The sequence below is a fragment of the Planococcus sp. ANT_H30 genome (genome assembly GCF_008369335.1).
GTDB lineage: Bacteria > Bacillota > Bacilli > Bacillales_A > Planococcaceae > Planococcus > Planococcus kocurii.
This window is the reverse complement of the sequence record NZ_VOBJ01000003.1, coordinates 342,873-365,206: the sequence shown is the minus strand read 5'-3', so window position 1 is coordinate 365,206 and position 22,334 is coordinate 342,873. Positions and strand designations below refer to the sequence as shown.

The window sequence follows — 22,334 nt, the reverse complement described above, 5'->3', positions numbered from 1 at the left end:
GAAGCCTGGTCGTTATGTCTATTCTTAAAACAGTCGAGTGATCGATTGGACAACAAGATGGATGGGCTCAAAACAAAGGTGTTTGCGTAAGAGCAAACGCTTATTTGACTTAGACAAATGGAGGAATTACATTATGTGTGGAATAGTAGGATATATTGGTGAAAATGATTCAAAGGAAATTTTATTGAAAGGCTTAGAGCGTTTAGAATACCGCGGTTATGATTCAGCTGGAATTGCGGTTCGTAACGGCAGTGGCGTCAAAGTGTTTAAAGAAAAAGGACGTATTGCTGATTTACGTGGCGTTGTAGACGAAGAGGTTATGGGTTCTACAGGAATCGGCCATACACGCTGGGCGACACACGGCAAGCCAACACGTGCCAACGCGCACCCGCACCAAAATACATCGGACCGTTTTACGCTTGTGCATAACGGTGTGATTGAAAACTATCATCATATTCAGCGCGATTATTTGGCTGGTGTGGAAATGGAGTCGGATACGGATACCGAGATCATCGTTCAATTGATCGGGAAATTCGTTGAAGAAGGCCAGTCTACACAAGATGCTTTCAGTAAAGCACTAACTTTACTGAAAGGTTCGTATGCCATTGCGTTATTAGACGCAGAAGAAGAACAAACAATTTTTGTAGCGAAAAACAAGAGCCCGCTACTTGTCGGTCTGGGTGAAGATTTTAACGTTATCGCATCAGACGCTATGGCGATGCTGCAATTAACAGATCAGTTTGTGGAATTAATGGACAAAGAAATCGTCATCGTTCGTAAGGACAGCGTCGATATTTTAACGTTGGATGGCCAATCGGTAAGCCGTATGCCATTTACTGCTGAAATCGACATGAGCGATATTGAAAAAGGCACATACCCACATTATATGTTGAAAGAAATTGACGAGCAGCCAGCGGTTGTCCGCAAGATCGTTCAAGCATACCAAAACGAACACGATAAATTGACCATCCAACCAGAAATTCTAGAAGCGATGCAAGCAGCTGACCGCATCCACATTATCGCGGCGGGTACGAGCTACCACGCAGGATTGATCGGCAAAGAGTATATTGAAAAATTAGCGGGTATCCCAGTTGAAGTGCATGTTTCAAGCGAATTTGGCTACAATATGCCATTGCTATCGGAAAAACCATTGTTCATCTTTATTTCGCAATCAGGTGAAACTGCGGATAGCCGTCAAGTATTGGTGAAGATCAAAGAAATGGGTCACGCATCGTTAACCATTACAAACGTTGCAGGATCTACGTTGTCACGTGAGTCTGACCATACCTTATTGTTGTTTGCAGGTCCTGAAATTGCGGTTGCGTCAACAAAAGCGTACACAGCACAACTCGCAGTCTTGTCGATTTTAGCTGCTGTAACGGCAGAAGCACGCGGCATTGATATCGGTTTTGATTTGGTTCAAGAGCTAGGAATTGTTGCCAATGCGATTCAAGCACAAGTCGATTCAAAAGAAGAAATGGAACAAATTGCGACAGAATTCTTGTCGACAACTCGCAATTGCTTCTTTATCGGACGCGTCATGGATTATTTCGTGGGACTTGAAGGTTCATTGAAATTAAAAGAAATTTCGTATATCCAAGCAGAAGGTTTTGCAGGCGGGGAACTAAAGCACGGAACAATTGCCTTGATCGAAGAAGGCACACCGGTTATCGCACTTGCCACGCAAGAAGCGGTAAACTTGAACATCCGTGGTAACGTGAAAGAAGTAGCGGCACGCGGGGCACACACGTGCATCATTTCGATGGAAGGCTTACAAGAAGAAGGCGATAGCCTGGTCTTGCCGAAAGTAAACGAATTGCTGTCACCGCTAGTATCGGTTATCCCAATGCAGCTGATCAGCTATTACGCAGCGCTTCACCGCGATTGTGACGTTGATAAGCCGCGTAACTTGGCGAAGTCGGTAACGGTTGAGTAAAGAGTGTTAAATGCATCAACTGTTGATTGACAGCCTCTAGCGGGTGAGCCTAACTGTTTGGCTTTCTATTTTCATGAACTACTCAAAAATCCCCCCTTCGGATGGAAATCCGAAGGGGGGATTTTGAGTTGATGAGCTTAGCTAGATTTTTGAAAAACACTCCTTTAAAAATTCTCCACACAGTAGTGGTTAAATTTCTATCCGCTCCCTGCCCAATGGTATAATCAAAGCAATATAAGAAAAAGGTGTGAAATAGATGTCTTCTTTTAAAGAATTTTCCAAATACATAAGTGAAAACGCTGAACTATTGTCAGCAGAAGTAGTCGATTCAGTGATGCAAGAAGCGAGCTTGGATATTCCGGATTGGGAAAGAGAACGAGCAACTGCAATGTACATTGAATTGCTTGGTTTTTTTGGTTACTCTCTCCTTGAAGGTCAACAAGTCGAAGTGCCAGAAGCTTTAATCGAATGGAGCAAAAAAAATGCTGAAATTCAAGTTTCTTCAGGAGGGCAAATTTCGGCAATTGTTATTCGTTATCCGGTAACGCGTGAAGTGTTTTCAGAGATTTTTACACGCCTTAGTTTGCAATTCGACTTGTCTGTTGTCGAGAGCATGAAAGCGATCAAAGCGATCAATGCTATGTTAGATGTTAGTTTAAATGAGACCTTTTATGCATTTGAACGACTTACTGAAAGGCACCAAGCAGAGACGCGCGTTGAGTTAATCAGTTTATCAGCACCGATTGTACCGGTTTTAGAAGACGTCGTCGTGTTGCCGCTAATTGGGGTAATGGATAGTTACCGAATCGCTCATATTATGAACAACGTCATTCCACGAATTGCCGAGATGGATGTCAATCACGTCATTACGGACTTTTCAGGTGTTTTGACAATCGATGACCACATTGCGCAGTCTCTCCAACAAATTGGAGGAACACTTCGGTTGATGGGAATTCATGTGATTATTGCGGGATTGCGGCCTGACTTGGTTCAAGCCATCGTTCGCAGCGGCATTGATATGCTAGATGCTGAGACCTATGCAACTGTAAAGCAAGCGTTAGAAAGCGTGAAATAACTGAAACAACAATAAAGCCACGTCCCGCAATTTATTGCGGGACGTGGCTTTATTTGATTGGCTCGCTCATTATGTATGCATCAACTGTGAGAAGGCGATTGCGTATTGTGTGCCGGTCGGTAAAGTCGTTCAATTTCTGTAGGAGGGAGCGGGCGATTAAAGTAGTACCCTTGCGCTTGGTTGCAGTCTTTTTGTTTCAAGAATTGAAATTGTTCAGCTGTTTCAACACCTTCCGCAATGACGTTTAACTGAAGGTCATTAGCCATACGGATGATAGTCGCGACAAGTGCTGCGTCTTTTAGATCGGTAATAATATTCCGAATAAAATATTGATCGATTTTCAGCGTATCAATCGGGAATAGCTTTAAGTAACGAAGCGACGAATAACCGGTGCCAAAGTCATCAATCGACAAATAAACGCCCATGGTTTTGAGTTCGTTCATCGTCGCAATAGCTGTAGAAGAGCTTTGAATAATGCTTTCAGTCAGTTCGAGTTCCAAATAACGAGGTTCAAGTCCTGAATCTATTAATGCCGCATGGACCGTTTCCGTCAAATTGGATTGCGAAAACTGGTGAGAAGAAATATTGACGGCTACGCGAAACTTCGGCAATCCTGCTCGTTGCCAAGCTTTGTTTTGCAGACAAGCTTGACGCAAGACGTATTCACCAAGTTGGACGATGCTTCCGGTATCTTCAGCAATCGGAATAAACTCAGCAGGTGAAATTGCGCCCCATTCCGGATGATTCCAGCGAACTAAAGCTTCCAAGCCAACTAGTTGTTCGGTTTTCAAATCGATTTGTGGCTGGTAATGAATAAAGAATTCATCATGCTCCAAGCCTTTTCTCAAATCAATGGCCAATTTAGACTTTCTCAAAACGGATTGATTGATTTCTTTTGTGAAAAACTGAAAATTGTTTTTGCTTCGTGCTTTTGCTTGATACAGCGCAATATCTGCATTTTTTACCAACGTATCTAAATCGGTTCCATCAGTAGGGTACATACTGATGCCGATAGAAGGCGTAACAAATAATTCTTCCGGCTGGAAACGAAAAGGCTTTTTAAAGAGCTCTAAAATTATACGCGCATGATTTGCCGCTTGGGTCTTATCTGTATTTTGCAATAACATAATGAACTCATCTCCGCTCAACCGGGAAATGGTGTCATGTTCATATGCGATGCTTTGAAAACGCGCAGCCACTTCCATCAACAATTGATCTCCTACAGAATGGCTATACGTATCATTCACCATTTTGAAATGATCCAAATCGATGTACAGCAGAGCAAAAGGCTGTTTATTGTCGACATCGTTAAGTAGTGAAACCAAGTGGTCATTAAACAGTCGCCGATTGGGTAAACCGGTTAAGGAATCTTTGTAGACAAGGCTGTGAATTTTTTCTTCTGCCTCTCTTCGCTTGGTGATGTCGCGAATGATGCTTCCGAAAAAGACAACTTTATCGCTTTTCCATGTGCTGAGAGACATTTCAATCGGAAACTCGCTGCCGTCTTTGCGCTCACCCATCAATTCAATTCGCTGACCAATTACATGCGGAACAGCGGTATCCAGGTAACGTTGTAAACCTTTTCGGTGAGCTTCTACAAAGGACTCCGGAATAATGATTTCCAGATTGGAGCCGAGTGCCTCTTCTTTGCTGTAACCGAAAATGGATTCGGCACCTGAATTCCATTGCATAATGATGCCCGTTTGATCAGCTACGATGATGGCATCTGTCGTCGATTCGAAAATGGATTCAAATTTCTTTTCTGATTCAGCAGAGCTGACTTTTAGTTTGAAATCCTGACGATGTCGCAAATAGACAAACAGTGAAATCAGTAAAAAAATAAAAACAGTGGATAGCATCGGGACTAAAAAATGAGTGGGCAGTGAAAAAATATCCATGGAGTAAGCAAAGTCTCCTTTATAAAAAAATTTACTAAGGCTAGTAGTTGTTAAAAGTTTGTTTACACAGCATAGCATAAAAATATACATTAATTGCTAAAAAAATGTTCTTTCAAACTGGGTATGAAAGGATTTTGGTTTCTGCGAATGGGGACTTTGTCCATTTGTGCGAGTTGAATCGATGGGATAAGTTGATTATGGAAAAACAGTGAGCGTACAACTGTTATGCTACAATAGAAAAGAACGTGATTCTTTCCGCTGCAGCAACACTCGTGAGCGGAGAAAATTCGTTTTTTTGTCTTTTTATGAGGGATGTACAAGCTTCGATGCCCTTCTCCTTTTGCAAATGAACGGAAATAGACAAGCTCCTATCTTTTCCAAAAGACAGTAAAAAATGAATACGAAAGGAATGATCAAATGAGATCTGAGATTACCGCAGATCACCAATTGATTGGCAAGAAAAAAAGCTATGGAGATGAATCCACAGGCGATTATACGTTTGACCGTGTTCCGCGTGAAGAACGTAACATGGGCTGGTTGAGTATCACCAATATTACGTTCGGCATCGCAACCGCTATTTTTTACTTCCAAATGGGAAGTGTCATGGCTTTGCAATTTGGAGCTGCCAATGCCATCATTTCCGCCACCTACGCGATACTCGTTGCAGGCATCCTCGGAACCATCATCGTTTACCTATCGGCCAAATCCGGCATGAACGTCAATTTATTATCCCGCGGAGGGTTCGGTTACATCGGGGCCTCGTTAACTTCCTTAATCTATGCATCGAACTTTATCATGTATTGTGCGTTTGAAGGCATGATTTTGGTCACTGCTGTCCATACCTATTTCCCCGCCATCCCCACATGGCTCTTGATCGTTGTATTTGGCACAGTTGTCATTCCGTTAAATTGGTTTGGCATTAACCAATTGGATAAATTGCAGAAATGGTCATTGCCGTTATTTGCCGTATTTTTGATTGCGGCGATTGTCGTTGCTTTCAATACGACATCACAATATGACGGCAGCTTTTGGACATATATGCCAGAAGGTGTCCAAATCGGTGGAACGGCGTTGCTGTTGTGCATCGGGATGCAACACGGCATTATGGGATTAACGGCGTTGATCGCTTCTGATTACGCGCGTTTCTTAAAGCCAAAAGATTTGAAAATCGGTTCGGTTGCCATTGGGTTTATTCCACAAATTTTCTGTTTTGGCGTTATGGGAGGTCTCGGTATTTGGTTTGGCGTAACGCTCGGCGAATCAAATCCCGGCATTTACATTGTGGTGTTGCTTGGGCTTGGCGGTGTGCTGTTTACGATGCTGACGCAAATCCGCATCAACATTACCAATATCTACAGCAGCTCACTATCCTTGTCGAGCTTTTTTGAAAATATGTTTGGCTTTACACCCGGGCGCCGTTTTTGGGTAGTGGTATCCAGTGTCACAGCGATGATGCTCATGCTTGGTGGAATCGTTGACCATTTAGATACGGCAATGACGTTCCAAGGTGTGGCGCTGATGAGCTGGGCTTCGATTTTAGTGACGGATGCATTGGTCGTCAAAAAATGGCTGAACATCGGTCCGGGCTATTACGAATCGAGGCAGAAAAATCTATACAAATGGAATCCAGTCGGCGTCGTGTCGTTGCTCGTGCCAACTGCCATCGGAACAATCGCAGCACTCGGCTACATGGGAACTTTCCTGCAAAGCACAGCCGCATTTTTCGCATTGGTTTTAGCCTCGATTTTAACAGTGGTTTTAGCGGTAGCTACAAAAGGCCGTTATTATTTGAAAAAAGAAACAACCGATATTCCGAAAGAAGATTGGATTGCCGAATCAAAAATCTAAAGCTTAGTAGAAGCAATAAGTAAGCGTCTATTTCCACTTAGAAGGAAGTACAAGAGCTCAAGCAAAAAGGCTCGAGCTTAACGTCCGAGAAGGTGCGGCAGTTGGTGGGAAAAAATAGCAAACACGACCGCAACCTCTCAAAATCGGAGAGGTTGCGGTTTTTTTAAGCCGAATTACTAAGAATGTCAAATTGAGTAAAGAAAAATAAAATAATTTGGGTAATATTGCATAATGGCAAATTCCGCGCTATGATCGACAAGAAACAATAAAACGATAGATAGTGAACGAAGGAAACGAACTTTTCATCATCGCCTCGCCGGTGCAAAGAGACGGAGTCCAGTGAAAAACGAAATTTTTCTACTGGTTTCCTAAAAAGGATGCAAATTAGCAGGCGAAACGCATGAATTCAATAGATGCAACCTAAAATAAAATGTTTTTGATTCGGATCAGCTATCGGAGGAAGTTCATGACACAACTAAAAGAGTTAGAATCCCAAGTTCGCGAACTGGTGATGTTACTGGAAGCTTCTAAGCAGCTCAATTCAAACTTGGAAATGGGTGAAGTGCTGGAAAGCATCTTGCTGCAGATGGTACAAGTGGTGGGAGCCGAAGCAGGAACCTTGTGGGTACTCGACGGAGAGCGCCAAACGATCAAAGCGGACGCGGCGTACGGACCTTCTTCAGCGGATATTCTCAACATCGAATTAAAGAGAGATGAAGGCATTGTCGGCAAAGTGATCGAAACAGGCAAAGCCGAGTTGATCGAAAACGTCGCATGGCATCCAAACTGGGCAAATCGTGTAGACGACTCGAGCGGCTTTATCACCAAGTCGATGATCACCGTTCCGTTAGCAGTGAAAGGCAAGGTGCTAGGTGCTTTGCAGTTATTAAACAAAAAAGACATCGCTTTTTTCTCCGAACAAGACATCCGTTTAGCAGTAGCACTTGCCAACCAATCGGCGCTGGCACTCCACAACAGCCAAATGTACGACGAACTGCAGCGCATGTTGCTCAGCATGATACGAACACTGGCGAAAGTGCTAGATGCGCGTGACCCATATACAGCGGGTCATTCAGAGCGAGTGGCGAAATATTCGTTGTGGATTGCCGAAAAACTCGGAATGGATGCGCAAAGCTGTGAAGAATTATACAAAGCCGCTCTTTTGCACGATATCGGAAAAATCGGTATACCGGACAACATTTTAAGAAAGTCTGAACGACTAACAACGGATGAATATACCACTATTAAACAACATACGGTGATCGGTGCAGGTATCTTGTCCAATATCGAACCAAAAGAAGCCATGGTTCATGCCATTGAAACGGCGTTGTCCCATCACGAGCGACTTGATGGCACCGGCTATCCACATGGCTTGGCAGGCGAAAACATCCCGTTGTTTGCTAGAATCGTTGGAGTTGCCGATGCGTTTGACGCCATGACCACAGCGCGTTCTTATAGCGCAGGTGCTTCTTTCGAGTCGGGAGTGGCAGAGTTGCAGCGCTGCAAAGGGAGCTTGTTCGACAGCCGAGTCGTTGATGCATTTGCGGCGATTTTACAGGGCTGTAATTACCAAATCGAACAATACGAAGCAGGGCAGGGAAGAGGCTACCGTTTATGAATCAGTTTGATGTGTTATTGCTTGGTCATTTAATTGGAGACTTTTTACTGCAAACGAGTTGGATGGCCAAATACAAAGCGACCAAGTGGCTGCCGTTATTCACGCATGTGTCCGTTTACACAGCGGTGATTGCCGTCTTTGGCATGTTATCAGGTGGATTGTCTTTGCCCGCACTAGCGATTGTGTTTATTGGTCATCTTGTCTTAGACCGGAAAACCTTCGTTATGTTCTGGGTGGAACGGATCCAAACCGCGAAAGGTCCAGAAAAAGTGTGGTTGTCGATTGTGGCTGATCAAATTTTCCATGTGATTTTACTGGCCATTGCCATTGCGATTTCCTAGGAGTGAAACGATTGAAACCGAAAACCTACATACTTGAAAAAGAATACGCACTGGACCGAAAAACCGTTTGGCAATTGCTTGCGGACAACAACCGCATGAATTTGTCTATTGGCTTGTTTCCGGTCCGCTTTAGTCCGGCTAAGCAAGACGGAGCGGACGTGTTTTACCGAGAAGCTCATGCCAAAGTGCTCGGACTTGTGCCAATCAGTTGGCAAGAGTTTCCGTTTCAGTGGCAAGAACACGAGAGCTATACAGTCGAACGCCGTTATCTTACCGGGCCGATGAAGCATTACACGTTGACAGTCGAGCTATTCGACAGCGCGGAAAACGGAACCCGGATCAAGCTGACCGCTCGCTTTGTGCCACTTAACGTAATCGGTTACGGAGCGATTTGGGTAACCGCTCTGCCCGCTGTCAAAAAAATCATGGGGTATGTCGATGATTACTTACAGTCTGGAGCAACGACTGTTTTAGAAGCACCACAAAAAACAAGCAAGGTGAATACCAACTTACCCGAACTCGAGCGGTTATCGGCCCTACTCGCAAAGTCACCGGTCAACGGAGACTATGTGGAGTTGTTGCATCGTTATTTAGCGGATAAAGGCGATCACGACGTCGCGCAAATCGAGCCCGTGCAAGTCGCTAAGTTGTGGAACGTCGATTTGGACGAAGTGTTGCGCGTCTTGCTGTATGCCACAAAAGCGGGATTACTAAATCTCAGCTGGAACGTCATCTGTCCGAACTGCCGCGTTTCAAAAGTCGAACACGGTTCACTCGCACAGCTAGAGCAGCAATTTCATTGCGATTTATGCGGCATAAACTATGACGCTAATTTTGATCAGTTTGTCGAGTTGAATTTTTCAGTTCATCCAACGGTACGTCAAGCCTACGCCGAAGTGTATTGCATTGGCGGCCCAATGATCACCCCGCACGTTAAAGCGCAGCAAGTGATCGAAGGGGGCAAAACCGCGAGCTTTGTCGTTCCACAAGGCGAAGACGCGCTACGTTTTCGCGTGCTTCAGGCAAATGACCATGTGTCTGTGAACAGTGGAATAAAATCAAACCAGCTTGTTTACACGGATCTTGGCTGGTCACAAAGTGCAGTGAATGGCTCTCGAAACGTCGCAATCACAAACACCAGCAGCGCAGACATCGTTGTCGCATTAGAACATGCCGATTGGAACAAACAAGCAGTAACGGCTGCTAAAGTCACTGCCATGCAAGAGTTCAGGGATTTGTTTTCTTCAGAAGTGCTATCACCCGGACAGAAAATCGGCATCGATCACGTGACGATCTTGTTTACCGATTTAAAAGGCTCCACACTGCTGTATGAGACGGCCGGTGACTCGAGTGCTTACGGACAAGTGCGCAATCATTTTGACTTTCTGACGGGTCATATTGCCCGAAATTCCGGCAGTGTCGTCAAAACCATTGGCGACGCCGTCATGGCGGTTTTCCATAAGCCAGAAGACGGGCTGAAAGCGGCACTGGCGATTCAAAAAAACCTAGCAGTGTTTAACAAGACAGCGAAAGAAAACTTGGTGTTGCGACTCGGCTTGTACAGCGGAGCAGCCATCGCGGTTAATTCCAACGAACGCCTCGATTATTTCGGCCGCACCGTGAACATTGCCGCACGCATTCAAGGGCAAGGCAAAGGCGGCGACATTGTCCTTAGTAAAGACGTACTCGCGCTACCGGAGTCGGTGGAGTTGTTGAACAGCGCGGACGTACAACTAGAAGAGTTTTCGGCTGAGTTAAAGGGCATCAACGTAGCAGTGGAGTTGGTACGGGTTCGGTTAGCGGAGAATTTAGTGGTGGAAGAATGGGTCGTTTGAGTGCTTTCCACTAGATGGAATCGATAAAAATTGATTGTTAATAAATGCCTGTTGAGATATCTTTATCTGAAGAGGCATTTTTTTGTTAGGGAAAGGGAGTTGGGCATGAAAATTCAAACAGAACAATTCGGAGAAATCGAACTAGCAGAAGAGCGGGTCATTACGTTTGATAAAGGAATTCCAGGATTTGAAGAGGTCAAAGACTATGTATTGATCCCGGCAGACACAGAAGGTGAGTCGCCATTCTTTTTCTTGCAGTCGGTAGAACACGTGGAAGTGAGCTTTTTCTTAGTTGATCCGTTTACGTTTTTTAAAGACTATGACATCAAGCTAGAAGAGCAAATGGTGGAGCGATTGCAGCTAGAAGAGCCGACAGATGCCATCGTTTTAACGACGGTAACAGTCAAGGGTGACATTAGCAGCGCCACAACAAACTTAAAAGCACCACTTGTCATCAACAACAAAAAGCAACAAGGCATGCAAATCGTGTTGAACAACAAAGACTATCAAATCAAGCAGGCGTTATTTCAAGTCGACAACACCGTTGCAAGGCAGGTGTAGAACATGTTAGTACTCGGACGCAAAAAAGGCGAAACCATTGTCATCAACGACGATATTGAAATCACGGTAACTTCGATCGAAGGCGATATGGTGCGTCTCGGCATCAACGCACCAAAGCAAATCACCATTCACCGGAAAGAAGTCTATTTAGAAATTCAAGAAGAAAACAAACAAGCAACCTCGAATGTTATCAACTTGAGTGATTTTTTGAGGTTGCGAAAGAAATAACCCAAAGCCTGCAAAATTTGCAGGCTTTTTCTATACCAATCGCGCCACGGTGGCAGACTCAATTGTTCCTCCAATTGTGGCTGCCGCGGGGGCGCAAAAAATATTCGAAATCTTTTTTCAAAAAACCCTAAACATTTACCAAAGCCCTCCGATATAACTACTGTAAGGCAGTTCAAAAGGATTTGGACGCTTACAAAAAACAAAAAACATTACACGGAGGTAATACACAATGATTATCAATCACAATATCGCAGCACTTAACACGCACCGTCAAATGGGCTCAGCTCAAAGCGCACAAATGGACAGCATGGAGAAATTGTCATCAGGACTTCGCATCAACAGCGCGAAAGATGATGCAGCTGGACTAACAATTTCTGAGAAAATGCGCGGTCAGATTCGCGGATTGGAACAGGCTTCAACAAACGCTCAAGACAGTATATCTTTGATTCAAACTGCTGAGGGTGCTTTAAACGAAACTCAAGATATTCTTCAACGTATGCGTGAGTTAGCTGTGCAATCTTCCAACGATACATACACAGATGATGACCGCAAAGAAATTCAAGAGGAAGTAAACGAACTTTCTAAAGAAATTTCAAGAATTGGTAACGATACTGAATTTAATACGAAAAAATTGTCAGATGGTAGTTTCAAAGCAACTTTCCAAATTGGAGCTAACCAGGGGCAAAGTCTTAACCTCGAAATTAACGACATGAGAGGTAATGCTTTGAATATAACTGGAGTAACTGAAGTTACTGCAGGTGGAGCAGCACCTATGGCTGGTACGCTAACTAAAGCTTCAACTGATGGAACAACACAGACTGCGAATACCATTATTGATGGCAGTTATACTATTAGTGAAGGAGCTCCAGGCACACTTAACTTAGTGGATAGTAACGGTGCTACTGTTGCTACAAGTTCAAATGGTACTACCTTTACTGGTGGCGGAACTGACACTGGCGGAACTCCTACTCAAGCAACTGAAGACTTAGTTTTCGGGTCTGCTTTAACTGCCGGAGCAACAGTTCAAGTATCTGCTAGTGGAGCAACAGTCTCAGCAACTCCTCCTGTTACTTTAACCAATGATAAGCTAGAAGCTGGCGAATACTCAGTAACAAGTGACGGTGGAACCGGTTTTAATCTTCTAGCTTCAAATGGCGATACTATTGGTACATCAGCTAACGGAACGACTTTTGTCAACGCCGATAGTGAAACAATTCTAACTTCTTCTGTTGCATTAACGGCAGGTACTGAATTTAAAGTAGGCGGAATTGACGTTTCGACACGAGAAAATGCTGGAGCAGCTATCACGACAATTAATAATGCAATTAACACAGTATCTTCTGAACGTTCGAAATTGGGAGCTAATCAAAACCGTTTAGATCACACAATCAACAACTTGAACACCTCTTCTGAAAACATTACAGCTGCGGAATCACGTATCCGCGATGTTGATTATACCGAAGCCGCGTAAGCGAGTGGAGGTACAGTCGTCCTGGCCGGTAACAGCCAGAGATTACGACCGGGTGAATTGCTGGAAAGCCCTTAAGCTTTTATTGCCACAACGTAGTTGGAAACGACAAGCGTGACGGCTCGAAAAAATAAAAGATTGGGCAATCAGCAGCCAAGCTCCTGTCTCGAAAGAGTGGAGAAGGTTCAACGACTAGGATAAACCATCTAAGGCAAAAGCTATGGTGATGAAATCCGTAGGTGAGACAGTATACATCAGTACTGTGGACCCGAAGTGCCCGGCCCCTACTAATACTAGAGGGTGAAGATATAGTCTAGTCATTTATGAAAGTAAATGTTCGCACGATGGCGAAAGAAATGATGGAACAAACAAAGAACTCGATTCTTGCACAAGCATCACAAGCAATGCTGGCTCAAGCAAATCAAATGAATCAGTCAGTTTTACAACTGTTGAGATAATTGATTTTAGGGCGTCTAACCGGGTAACGGGTTAGAGTATAACTGGGTGAATTGCTGGAACTTCCTAAAGCCCCATCAACCACAACGTAACTGGAAACGGTCAGCGTGACGGTTTGAAAATGATGAGGATGCACCAATGGATAATCAGCAGCCAAGCTCCTGTGAGGAAACTCTGGGGAAGGTTCAACGACTAGGATAAACCGTCTAAGGCATAAGCTATGACGATGAAATCCGTAGGGTGGCAAGCGCCATTCGAAGTGCCCAGCCCCTCAAGTGTGAGGGTGAAGATATAGTCTATTCTATGATCGAAAGACATAGCGGCAAAGCAAGCCAACCAAGCACCACAGCAAGTACTACAATTGCTACGTTAATTTTAAGAAATCGAGGAGCCTGAGTTTAGGCTCCTTTTTCTATAAGGAGGCGCGTCTATGGATATCGCTGCATTATCAATGGCAATGAGTCAGGCAAGCGTGAGAACTGAAGCGAATGTATCGATTATGAAGAAAACGATTGATCAAGCGGAGACAAATGGTCAGGATGTTGTGAAGATGCTCGAGCAGTCTGTTCAGCCTCATATTGGCGGTTCGGTTGATTTAAAAGGGTGAGCTGAATTTAATCGAAATATAAAAAGGCCATGGAACTGTCCATGGTCTAAAAATATTGAAAGGGGTTTAATAGGTTGGCAAAAGCAGGAGAAAAAAATGTCGAAAGTTATTTACAGGGGATGGATCTCTGGCCTCAGAAAATAGAAGAAGGAGAAGGAAAAACGCCTGATTACAAAGTGTTCAATAATAATAGAGATACGATTTTGTTTTTTTGTGAGGAAAAAACTTTACAATACAAAGAGTTTGTAGGTTTAGAAAACGATACATCGGAAGACGCTATTAAACGTCACATTAGAAAAGCTTTTAAACAATTTGAAGCTGTTAACAAAGAACATAACGTCCCAAATGTATTGATTTTTAATAATTTAGATACAATGATAAATCCTCACGACTTATTTATAACGGTTAGTGGTTACGCCATTACTGAGAATGGAGAAATACTTAAATTGCATAATGTGGGAAGAATCGAAGAAAAGTTAAAATTCATAGATTTATATTTATGGCTTGAAAATGGAGAGTATGTAAATCATATTTGGTCGGAATTAAATGACGAACATGATACAAAATTGAAAACTATTTTTTCTGGATACCTTTGAATTAAAACCGAGTCCTGTAAAGGTTGCTATAAGTAAGGACCGGCTAAGCAAAATCACCAGCCAGCCCATCAAGAGATCACATCTTATTTATTTGCAATCAAATCATCGTGTTCAATCTCAATCTTCAGCCGTGCTCCTGTTTGGGTTCTAACCAATATCCGCTGAAGCTTCTCAACTGTAATATTTTGTGAGCCATTTTCTAACCGTGAGATGAGCGGTTGAGCTACCCCGACCAATTCGGCAAACTGTTGTTGGGTCAGTCCCAGCTGTAATCTCAATGCGATCAATTCTTTTCTTAACTGAAAGTTGATTTGTTCTTCGGGATCGTTCCATATTTTTTCGAAATCCGGATCTTTTTCAGCCCGTTTTTTTGCGTATTGCTCCGCGAAATTCATATTATTCACCCTTCCTATTTATCCAGTCCTTGCGGCTTCGGACAGCTCGCTGAATTTCAGCTTTTGGCGTCTTTTGAGATTTCTTGGTAAAGCCGTGCGTCAGAAGCAAGATAGTTTCTTTCCAAGTAAAGAAGAAGATGCGGTAAATATTGCTGCTATGCTTTACTCTTAACTCATAAATTTTTTCATGCTTAAAATAATCGATATGTGGGTGGCCCCAACGCGGACCAAACCGTTGTAAAAGTTGAATGTCCCTCAATATTTTCTCGGTATCTTTAGCAGGAAGAGCGTCCAAAAATTCTTCTATTGGAGAAGCTCCATCTTCTGTTTCATATATCTTTGTCTCCCAATTCAAATTATCCATAATAGTATATACCTCATAAGTTATATTTCCCTTTATTATAAGGAACAAATCTCCGATTGTCCAAAGTTAGAAAAAACAAGCTATGAAGCTACCTTTCAACTCGAAGAACTTAAAAGTAAATAGAGCTTTCTAGAAGCAAAACGTGCTCCTCTCCTGGCGTAAAAGTACAGTATCACTTTCTTTCGAAATGTCACCTTTTCGTTTCCCAGCGTCAGTCGCAAATTAAGGAACATTTGCGGCTGTCACTGTGACGCCTGAAGTAAGAATTTTTCCTCCCACAATTATCCTATTCTTTTTTCACCCATAATCTTGTACACTAAACAAGATTAACTCGAGCAAAGGGTGTGACAGCTGAATGACCAGTCCAATTTCTTCTAATTTATTTTTATATAATACGATCGCGACGATGGCGAAATCGATGCCGGCTATGGGGCAAACTGGCAGTGACAGTAGTTCTATCGGCAGTTCGACAAGTCCTAGCACGTTTTTCGCGATGCTGATGAATGCCATGATGGAAAGCATGGAACAAACAAATACAGGAACAGCTCCGCAAACAGGCGCTCAAGTTTCATTGCCAACTTTGACGACACCTTTAACAGCGCCACTAACGAATTCTTATAATCCAGCTGTCACAATTCCACCGATTAACACAAAAGAAGTTCCAACGGCTGCAACAGACACGAGTGACTTGAAGTTTAAACCGACGCAATTTATCAAATTAGATAATACATTAGAAGGTAAATTAAACGGAACGGCCGCTCACTTTATCAATGCCGGGAAAAAATACGACTTGGATCCAAATTTATTGTCAGCGATTGCGATTCACGAAACGGGCAATGGCTCGTCACGCGCGGTTAACGATAAAAATAACGTTGCGGGCATGATGGGCAAAAACGGTCTGCGCAACTATGTTTCTGTAGAAGACAGCATTTTCGACATGGCGCGCAATTTGCGTCAAAATTATTTGAATGAAGGCAAAGACACCATCGCGAAAATCGGTGCGAAATACGCGCCCGTTGGAGCCGCAAACGACCCGACAGGATTAAACAACCACTGGACACAAGGTGTCAGCAGTCAATATTCCAAATTGACATAACATCGATTTTCGAAAATATGAGCGTGTAGACAAAAGAGGTATTGGGACGAACTTGTTCCCATACCTCTTCTTTATATTTTTTTACCCAGACGCTAGCGATGGCGCGTCTACGGGGTAGACGGAGTAAGAAGACAGGTGGTTTTCCTGGCTTCTTGCGGGAGTCATCCCCAAAGCGACCAGCGCGGTTTCATTTTCACAAACCTGTCTTATTTTTTTTTGCTTTTTTACTAAAAAAATCTGCTGTTCTGCCGATAACTACTATATAGAGCCCTTTAGTCGATCTGAAGGGAGAGGAGTGTAACCTACATGGAAATAACAAAACTGCCTTCGATAGAATTTCCGAGAGTGAGCGAACCAACCCCAGTAGTACCGAACCAACCCATCGCTCCAGAAGAAAACCAACACCAAGAAGCGCATCAACCCATTACGAAAGAAGCACTTACCGATAAAGTCGACAGCATGAACACATTTTTAGAATCAGCTCAGACCAATGTGAAATTTCAGTTTCATGAAGAAATGAATGTTTATTACGTTCAAGTAATAAATTCGTTAACAGAGGAAATTTTACGCGAAATTCCAAACAAGAAATTTTTAGATATGTATGCCTCGATGGCCGATATGGCAGGCCTCATGGTGGATGAGAAACTATAAGATCGGAGTGAATACACTATGCGTGTTGGTGGATTAGCATCAGGGATGGACACCGAATCAATTGTGAAAGACATGATGAAAGTCCAAAAACTTCCTTTAGATAAATTAATGCAACAAAAAGTATTCACGGAGTGGCAACAAGAAGCATTTCGCGATACCAACCTGTCAATGTCGAATCTCCGGACGAGTGCGAGCAATATGCGACTTCAGTCGTCGTTCAACTCTTACAGTGCAACGTCATCAAACCCGACAAGCTTCACAGTCGCTACGACACCAACTGCGATGAGCGGTTCGTATAAAGTGGAAGTCGTGAATGTTGCGAGTGCGGGGAAGTTAAATTCAACCCTTGGCGTCAGTACAACAGCCGCTGATGGCAAAGTAAATCCAGCAAAATCGACAGACCAGATCGGCGTAGCCGGAAAAATAAAAGTCGGCACCATTGAAATTGAAGTAGCGAGTACGGATACGTTTGAAGGCGTTGCTAAAAAACTTCAGGATGCCACAGCAGCATCCGTTCCAGCGCTTCGGGCAAGTTTCGATAACACGACATCCCGTTTTTTTATCGCTACAAAAGGAATGGGCAGTGAACAAGCTTTTACAATGGAATTTACGGACGCGAACGGAGCAGCCAGTACCGTACTGGCCGACAAAATTATTAATAACGGTACCGCTACAGCAACGGCAGATGGAGCTACAGATGGCTTGATCAAGTTTGACGGCATTGAAATTAAAAATTTAAAAACCAATCAAACCGTAGTGAATGGAATTACGGTCAACCTTCTGCAAAAAGGTGCCGAAACAATCGTTAACGTCCAGTCGAACCCTGAAAAGCCATTAGCCATGATCAAAGACTTTGTCGATAAATACAATGCATCCATCGAGACATTGCAAAAGCAAATCATTGAAAAACGCTATCCCGATTTCCAGCCTTTATCAGACGAACAGAAAAAGGATCTAACGGAAAAAGAAATCGAATTATGGGAAGAAAAAGCGCGCAGTGGATTGCTTCGCAACGATCCAGTGTTAAAAAGTGCCATGCAAGATTTGCGTAGAGCATTTATGGACAAAGTATCCGGTATTGCAGATGGCAACATCAATCACTTGTCGCAGATTGGCATTAACACCGGCTCTTATACAGAAGGCGGTAAGTTGTTCATTGATGAAAAAAAACTGAGCGAAGCGTTAGCGAACAAACCCGATGAAGTGATGGCGTTATTCACGACACGAGACGCTGCGGGCAACGGAGTCGGCGTACGTGTCTACGATACCTTGAACGCCGTCGTTAAAAACCTTAGTGCCAAAGCAGGCAGTGCTTCGGTTAGCATTGACAATAGCACGCTTGCTAAAAACATCAAACAAATGGACGAAGAAATCAGCCGCTGGCAAGATCGTCTGACGCGTATTGAGGATCGTTATTGGAAACAGTTCACAGCCATGGAGAAAGCACTCAGTCAGATGAACTCACAAAGTACCTGGATGCAACAAAGCTTATTCGGTGGCGCGTAATGAGTGATTCAAAACCAATCATGGTTGCTTTTCTCAAACAGACACGTGAGCTTTACGAAAAAGCGCAGCACATCAATTCGCGCATGGAAGACAACGACGAAGGAATCGTTGAATCACTTGAAACCTTGTTCGTTCGCCGGCAAGAATCCATCCGTCAATTGGACACCTTCATGAAGCAACGAGATTTTCGGTGGACAGACGAAGAACATTCGATGATCGAGCAACTAAAAGAACTCGATCAACAACTTCAGCCACTGATCATTAACTTGCACCAATCTTTTTTTACGCAGATCAAGCGCATTACACAAACAAAAGAAATATCCAAAAAATACAGCGGTGCTTATCAGGGGATGGCTACCGCCGGTTCATTTATCGACAGGCGCAACTAAGCAAGGGGGAAAAAGAGTGGCAATCATCAATCCGTACCAAACCTACCAACAAAACTCAGTCATGACAGCATCACCTCAGGAACTAACGTTAATGCTTTACAGCGGCTCTGTAAAATTCATAAAACTAGCAAAACGAGCAATGAACGACAAGAACTTCCAAGAAAAAAACACCAACATCATCAAAGCTCAAAACATCATCCAAGAACTACGCAGCACCTTAAACGCAGACATCGACATGTCAAGAGATCTTGAGCAAATGTACGAATACATGTATAGCCGTCTACTAGAAGCCAACATGAAGAACGATTTAGAAGCATTAGAAGAAGTAGAAACACTCATGACAGACATCCGCAGCACCTGGAAGCAAGCTATGGCGTTGGCCAAAAGCAACTAACTTCTAATCCGCATCGGGCTTAGCTCCTGGACGGTTCGACGCTTAGTACTAGAGTGAATGTAAAGCTAGAGCAGTTTCTCAGTGCTTTCATAAAGAAATGAACTCCACTGGTTACACTCTACAAACTATAAGAACTCGAAAAATAAGAACAAAGAGTGTAAGGCGGCGAAGGGCAAAGATGTGCTCCTGCATTGCTACGCTAGCTTCGTCGCAAAGACTTGCCCTCGCAAGCTTCGGTCAATGTCTTTCCTGCGAGAACAGCACGACCCGCGGCAGCTAGCACCGCGACGTCCTGTCGCGCTAGCTGCATGACTCACATCGTGTGAGCCCGAAAGCGTCCGCCTGAAGCGATTTCTTCTAGAACCTTTCACTTTAACAAAAAAATATGAAATTCACTATTTTTAGAAATAAGATATGGAGCAAAACAACGGAGACTCCCGCGGGATAGCGAAGTGGCGAAATCCACTCGGGCCCATAGCCCGAGTTAGTTCGACGCAAGCCCGCAGGAAAGCGGAGTTGTTTTGCGGAATATCCTCAACCAAGTAAAAAGTATGAAACTACACCTGTAAAAGAAATGAGGTATAAACGTGGATAAGACGTCATGGATAGGAGTCATAATGGGATTTGCTGTGTTGATCGGTGGGATGATCTTGAAAGGGTCAAACCCGATCGCCCTATACAATCCAGCGGCACTCGTCATCATCTTTGCCGGCACCGTCGCCTGTCTGCTCGTTGCCTTTCCGATGGACGAAATCAAGAAAATCCCCAGCCTGTTCAAAGTAATTTTCAGCGATCAAAAATCAGTGTCGATCAGAGAAATGATTCCCATGTTCACGGGATGGGCGATGCTCGCACGAAAAGAAGGCTTACTGGCGCTCGAAGAAAAAGCAGAAGAAGTAGAAGATGCTTTTTTGCAGCGCGGCTTGAAAATGGTCGTGGACGGCCAGTCGCAAGAACACATTCGGGACTTGATGGAAGAAGAAATCGCCGCGATGGAAGAACGCCATGAACTGGGTGCGAAAATTTTCGCGCAAGCCGGTACATACGCCCCGACACTCGGTGTACTCGGTGCCGTTATCGGACTCGTTGCAGCACTCGGTCACTTAGACGACGTAGCGCTTCTCGGTAAATCAATTTCCGCCGCCTTTATCGCCACGCTATTCGGGATTTTCTCAGGCTACGTATTATGGCATCCATTTGCCAATAAGCTCAAGCGGAAATCAGAGTCAGAAGTGAAAACGAAAATGATTATGCTAGAAGGTTTGCTCGCTGTGCAAGAAGGCCTGCCTGTCCGCACCGTAGAAGAAAAACTATTAACGTACTTACCGACGAAAGACCGTGTACTTGAATCTGAAGAGGAGAGCGGTGTTCAAGTTGAAGCGTAAAAAAAAGCATGAAGAACATGTCGATGAAGCTTGGCTCTTGCCTTATGCCGATATTTTGACGCTCCTCTTGGCGTTGTTCATCGTATTATTTGCTTCCAGCCAAGTCGATGCTGAAAAACTAAGTGCTATTGCTAAATCGTTTAACAGCGAACTGCAAGGCGGTACCGGCGTACTCGATGAGCAAGCACCCGTTGAAAGTTTTGATACATCGCCAACAGCCGAGCTAATTGAAGATCCGCCATCAGGCGAAAGCCCAGAAGAAATTTTAGCCGCTAAAGATCAACAGGAACTGCAAGAGTTCCAAACAAGAATTGACGCTTATATTGATGAAAAAGGATTGTCCCCTCGTCTTCAAACTGAAATGACCGTGAAAGGCTTGATGATTACGATTAAAGAAGGCGTGTTATTTGAGTCGGGCAGTTCGGATATGCGAAGCGGGTCCGAGGCAATTGCGAGTGAGATTTCAAATTTATTGATTTCCGATCCGCCGCGGATGATTTTTATCGAAGGACACACAGACAATATTCCGGCAGGGACAAAAGAGTTCCCAACCAACTGGGAATTGAGTTCTGCACGCGCTGTTAATTTCATGCGGATTTTGCTTGAAAACGATGAGCTCGACCCACAGAAATTCAGCGCTTCTGGCTATAGTGAATACCATCCAGTTGCCTCAAATGATACACCTGAAGGACGAGCGGAAAACCGCCGCGTGGAAGTGCTGATTTCACCTTATGAAAAAGAAACTGACGAGTAAGAGGTGTGACATGGGAAAACTAAAGAAAATTATGGGTGTGCTGATTATTGCCATCGTTATCGGAGGCGGAGCCGCATTTTACTTCCTGCAAAAAGATGCTGGAGCCGAAGAAGAAACGTCGTTAAGTGCTGAAGAAATAGCAGAACTAAGCATTGACACCGACATTATTACGACCAACCTAGCATCTTCCGGAAATTTCGGAGTGGTGCAGTTTAATATTTTACTTAGTGATAAGGACACAAAAAAAGAAGCTGAAAAACGGACAGCCGAAGTACGCGCGGCTATTATTGCAACAGTTGCTAGTTTTACGAAGGAAGAATTGATCGGAGAAAGCGGCATTACGATGATCGAGGAAGAACTCATAAAACGGTTAACCGAAGTTTTTGAAAAAGGTACAGTCGAACGTGTATTAGTGACTGAATTTAAATTGCAATAATCACGAATTCCGCTAAACATTTTGTGAAATCTGCCGATATAAATTTATAGAGAAGGTCAGGTGGGTGCATATGAAAGCAAATCAGCTGGATAATTGCCGAATTTGCGGTACGTTATTCTTTAAAGACTACACTGACTATTGCCTGGACTGCTACAAGGAAATCGAAGATGAATTCAAGTTGGTCAACAATTTTTTGAAAATCGAAGCCAATCGCTTTGCGGATATTCAAGAAGTCAGCGAGTCGACGACGGTCTCTGTCAAACAAATTGCCGAATTTATTCGTGACGGCCGTATTTACGCAGAGGACTTCGCCAATTTGGGTTACCCGTGCAAGCATTGTGGTAAAGTAATCAAAAGGCAGATCCTGTGCAGTGACTGTTTCGAGGATTTTTCAGCAAAAATTGATGCGACATTAAAAAATGATAAATTCTTAGAAGAAACCGGAAGAAAACGAGTCAGGCCAAAGGTCAACGCACAGTATTGGAAAATACGGTGAT

At 43.7% G+C, this 22,334-nt stretch carries 24 protein-coding genes; 21 read left to right on the top strand and 3 right to left on the bottom strand.

Annotated elements, in window-relative coordinates; all coding sequences use genetic code 11:
* Positions 1 to 133 precede the first annotated feature (133 nt).
* Together glmS and FQ085_RS10275 are read left to right on the top strand one after the other, a co-directional pair.
* Positions 134 to 1,936, top strand: a complete 1,803-nt coding sequence (gene glmS / locus FQ085_RS10280) for a glutamine--fructose-6-phosphate transaminase (isomerizing) (RefSeq protein ID WP_058386694.1) — start codon at positions 134 to 136, stop codon at positions 1,934 to 1,936.
* A gap of 256 nt (positions 1,937 to 2,192) precedes the next feature.
* The gene (locus FQ085_RS10275; RefSeq protein ID WP_078080037.1) at positions 2,193 to 3,011 is read left to right on the top strand and encodes an STAS domain-containing protein; all 819 of its coding nucleotides are present in this window, start codon (positions 2,193 to 2,195) and stop codon (positions 3,009 to 3,011) included.
* An 80-nt stretch (positions 3,012 to 3,091) separates the two neighbouring features.
* Here the strand turns inward: FQ085_RS10275 and FQ085_RS10270 are convergent, their stop codons facing one another.
* Positions 3,092 to 4,909: a putative bifunctional diguanylate cyclase/phosphodiesterase gene (locus FQ085_RS10270; RefSeq protein ID WP_149456527.1), complete on the bottom strand. Its 1,818-nt coding sequence runs from the start codon at positions 4,907 to 4,909 to the stop codon at positions 3,092 to 3,094.
* Between the two features lie 417 nt (positions 4,910 to 5,326).
* On the opposite strand from FQ085_RS10270, the gene FQ085_RS10265 reads away from it, so the two are divergent.
* The 10 genes from FQ085_RS10265 (at position 5,327) to FQ085_RS10220 (ending at position 14,467) form a co-directional block, all read left to right on the top strand.
* Positions 5,327 to 6,757, top strand: a complete 1,431-nt coding sequence (locus FQ085_RS10265) for a purine-cytosine permease family protein (protein WP_149456526.1) — start codon at positions 5,327 to 5,329, stop codon at positions 6,755 to 6,757.
* Positions 6,758 to 7,223: 466 nt separating this feature from the next.
* Positions 7,224 to 8,375 (top strand): GAF and HD-GYP domain-containing protein, encoded by a 1,152-nt coding sequence (locus FQ085_RS10260; protein WP_149456525.1) that lies wholly within the window; start codon positions 7,224 to 7,226, stop codon positions 8,373 to 8,375.
* Positions 8,372 to 8,716 carry a DUF3307 domain-containing protein gene (locus FQ085_RS10255; protein WP_071154076.1) on the top strand — a complete coding sequence of 115 codons (345 nt, stop codon included), beginning with the start codon at positions 8,372 to 8,374 and terminating at the stop codon, positions 8,714 to 8,716. Before FQ085_RS10260 ends, FQ085_RS10255 begins: the two co-directional genes overlap by 4 nt.
* Positions 8,717 to 8,718: 2 nt before the next feature.
* A complete protein-coding gene (locus FQ085_RS10250) occupies positions 8,719 to 10,551 on the top strand; it encodes an adenylate/guanylate cyclase domain-containing protein (protein WP_262499783.1) in 1,833 nt (610 codons plus the stop codon).
* 105 nt (positions 10,552 to 10,656) lie between these two features.
* Positions 10,657 to 11,112: a flagellar assembly protein FliW gene (gene fliW, locus FQ085_RS10245; protein ID WP_149456523.1), complete on the top strand. Its 456-nt coding sequence runs from the start codon at positions 10,657 to 10,659 to the stop codon at positions 11,110 to 11,112.
* A 3-nt stretch (positions 11,113 to 11,115) separates the two neighbouring features.
* Positions 11,116 to 11,340: a carbon storage regulator CsrA gene (gene csrA / locus FQ085_RS10240; RefSeq protein WP_149456522.1), complete on the top strand. Its 225-nt coding sequence runs from the start codon at positions 11,116 to 11,118 to the stop codon at positions 11,338 to 11,340.
* Between the two features lie 229 nt (positions 11,341 to 11,569).
* Positions 11,570 to 12,811 carry a flagellin N-terminal helical domain-containing protein gene (locus tag FQ085_RS18395; RefSeq protein WP_149456521.1) on the top strand — a complete coding sequence of 414 codons (1,242 nt, stop codon included), beginning with the start codon at positions 11,570 to 11,572 and terminating at the stop codon, positions 12,809 to 12,811.
* Between the two features lie 320 nt (positions 12,812 to 13,131).
* On the top strand, positions 13,132 to 13,266 hold the full coding sequence (locus tag FQ085_RS10230; RefSeq protein ID WP_058386684.1) for a flagellin: 135 nt from the start codon (positions 13,132 to 13,134) through the stop codon (positions 13,264 to 13,266).
* A gap of 428 nt (positions 13,267 to 13,694) precedes the next feature.
* The gene (locus FQ085_RS10225) at positions 13,695 to 13,871 is read left to right on the top strand and encodes a YjfB family protein (protein ID WP_149456520.1); all 177 of its coding nucleotides are present in this window, start codon (positions 13,695 to 13,697) and stop codon (positions 13,869 to 13,871) included.
* 74 nt (positions 13,872 to 13,945) lie between these two features.
* Complete coding sequence (locus FQ085_RS10220; RefSeq protein ID WP_149456519.1) at positions 13,946 to 14,467, top strand: hypothetical protein; 522 nt, start codon at positions 13,946 to 13,948, stop codon at positions 14,465 to 14,467.
* Positions 14,468 to 14,550: 83 nt separating this feature from the next.
* Here FQ085_RS10220 and FQ085_RS10215 read toward each other — a convergent pair whose 3' ends face one another.
* Both FQ085_RS10215 and FQ085_RS10210 read right to left on the bottom strand, forming a co-directional pair.
* Positions 14,551 to 14,862, bottom strand: a complete 312-nt coding sequence (locus FQ085_RS10215) for a helix-turn-helix domain-containing protein (RefSeq protein ID WP_149456518.1) — start codon at positions 14,860 to 14,862, stop codon at positions 14,551 to 14,553.
* Position 14,863: 1 nt separating this feature from the next.
* Positions 14,864 to 15,226, bottom strand: coding sequence for a type II toxin-antitoxin system RelE/ParE family toxin (locus FQ085_RS10210; protein ID WP_149456517.1), 363 nt, complete (start codon positions 15,224 to 15,226; stop codon positions 14,864 to 14,866).
* 355 nt (positions 15,227 to 15,581) lie between these two features.
* Here FQ085_RS10210 and FQ085_RS10205 point away from each other — a divergent pair, with 355 nt between their 5' ends.
* The 9 genes from FQ085_RS10205 to FQ085_RS10165 all read left to right on the top strand — a co-directional run bounded on the left by FQ085_RS10205 (position 15,582) and on the right by FQ085_RS10165 (position 22,333).
* The gene (locus tag FQ085_RS10205; RefSeq protein ID WP_149456516.1) at positions 15,582 to 16,322 is read left to right on the top strand and encodes a glucosaminidase domain-containing protein; all 741 of its coding nucleotides are present in this window, start codon (positions 15,582 to 15,584) and stop codon (positions 16,320 to 16,322) included.
* A 306-nt stretch (positions 16,323 to 16,628) separates the two neighbouring features.
* Complete coding sequence (flaG, locus tag FQ085_RS10200) at positions 16,629 to 16,973, top strand: flagellar protein FlaG (protein WP_149456515.1); 345 nt, start codon at positions 16,629 to 16,631, stop codon at positions 16,971 to 16,973.
* 18 nt (positions 16,974 to 16,991) lie between these two features.
* Entirely contained in the window at positions 16,992 to 18,479 is a 1,488-nt protein-coding gene (fliD, locus tag FQ085_RS10195) for a flagellar filament capping protein FliD (RefSeq protein WP_149456514.1), read from the top strand.
* The gene (locus FQ085_RS10190; RefSeq protein WP_149456513.1) at positions 18,479 to 18,868 is read left to right on the top strand and encodes a flagellar protein FliT; all 390 of its coding nucleotides are present in this window, start codon (positions 18,479 to 18,481) and stop codon (positions 18,866 to 18,868) included. Before fliD ends, FQ085_RS10190 begins: the two co-directional genes overlap by 1 nt.
* 16 nt (positions 18,869 to 18,884) lie before the next feature.
* Positions 18,885 to 19,262, top strand: a complete 378-nt coding sequence (gene fliS, locus FQ085_RS10185; RefSeq protein ID WP_149456512.1) for a flagellar export chaperone FliS — start codon at positions 18,885 to 18,887, stop codon at positions 19,260 to 19,262.
* A gap of 587 nt (positions 19,263 to 19,849) precedes the next feature.
* The gene (gene motA / locus FQ085_RS10180) at positions 19,850 to 20,647 is read left to right on the top strand and encodes a flagellar motor stator protein MotA (RefSeq protein WP_149456511.1); all 798 of its coding nucleotides are present in this window, start codon (positions 19,850 to 19,852) and stop codon (positions 20,645 to 20,647) included.
* The gene (gene motB / locus FQ085_RS10175; protein ID WP_078080044.1) at positions 20,637 to 21,401 is read left to right on the top strand and encodes a flagellar motor protein MotB; all 765 of its coding nucleotides are present in this window, start codon (positions 20,637 to 20,639) and stop codon (positions 21,399 to 21,401) included. The genes motA and motB overlap by 11 nt, the downstream gene beginning before the upstream one ends.
* A gap of 10 nt (positions 21,402 to 21,411) precedes the next feature.
* Positions 21,412 to 21,837, top strand: coding sequence for a flagellar basal body-associated FliL family protein (locus tag FQ085_RS10170; RefSeq protein WP_149456510.1), 426 nt, complete (start codon positions 21,412 to 21,414; stop codon positions 21,835 to 21,837).
* Between the two features lie 70 nt (positions 21,838 to 21,907).
* Positions 21,908 to 22,333, top strand: coding sequence for a hypothetical protein (locus FQ085_RS10165; protein WP_058386677.1), 426 nt, complete (start codon positions 21,908 to 21,910; stop codon positions 22,331 to 22,333).
* Position 22,334: the final 1 nt, after the last annotated feature.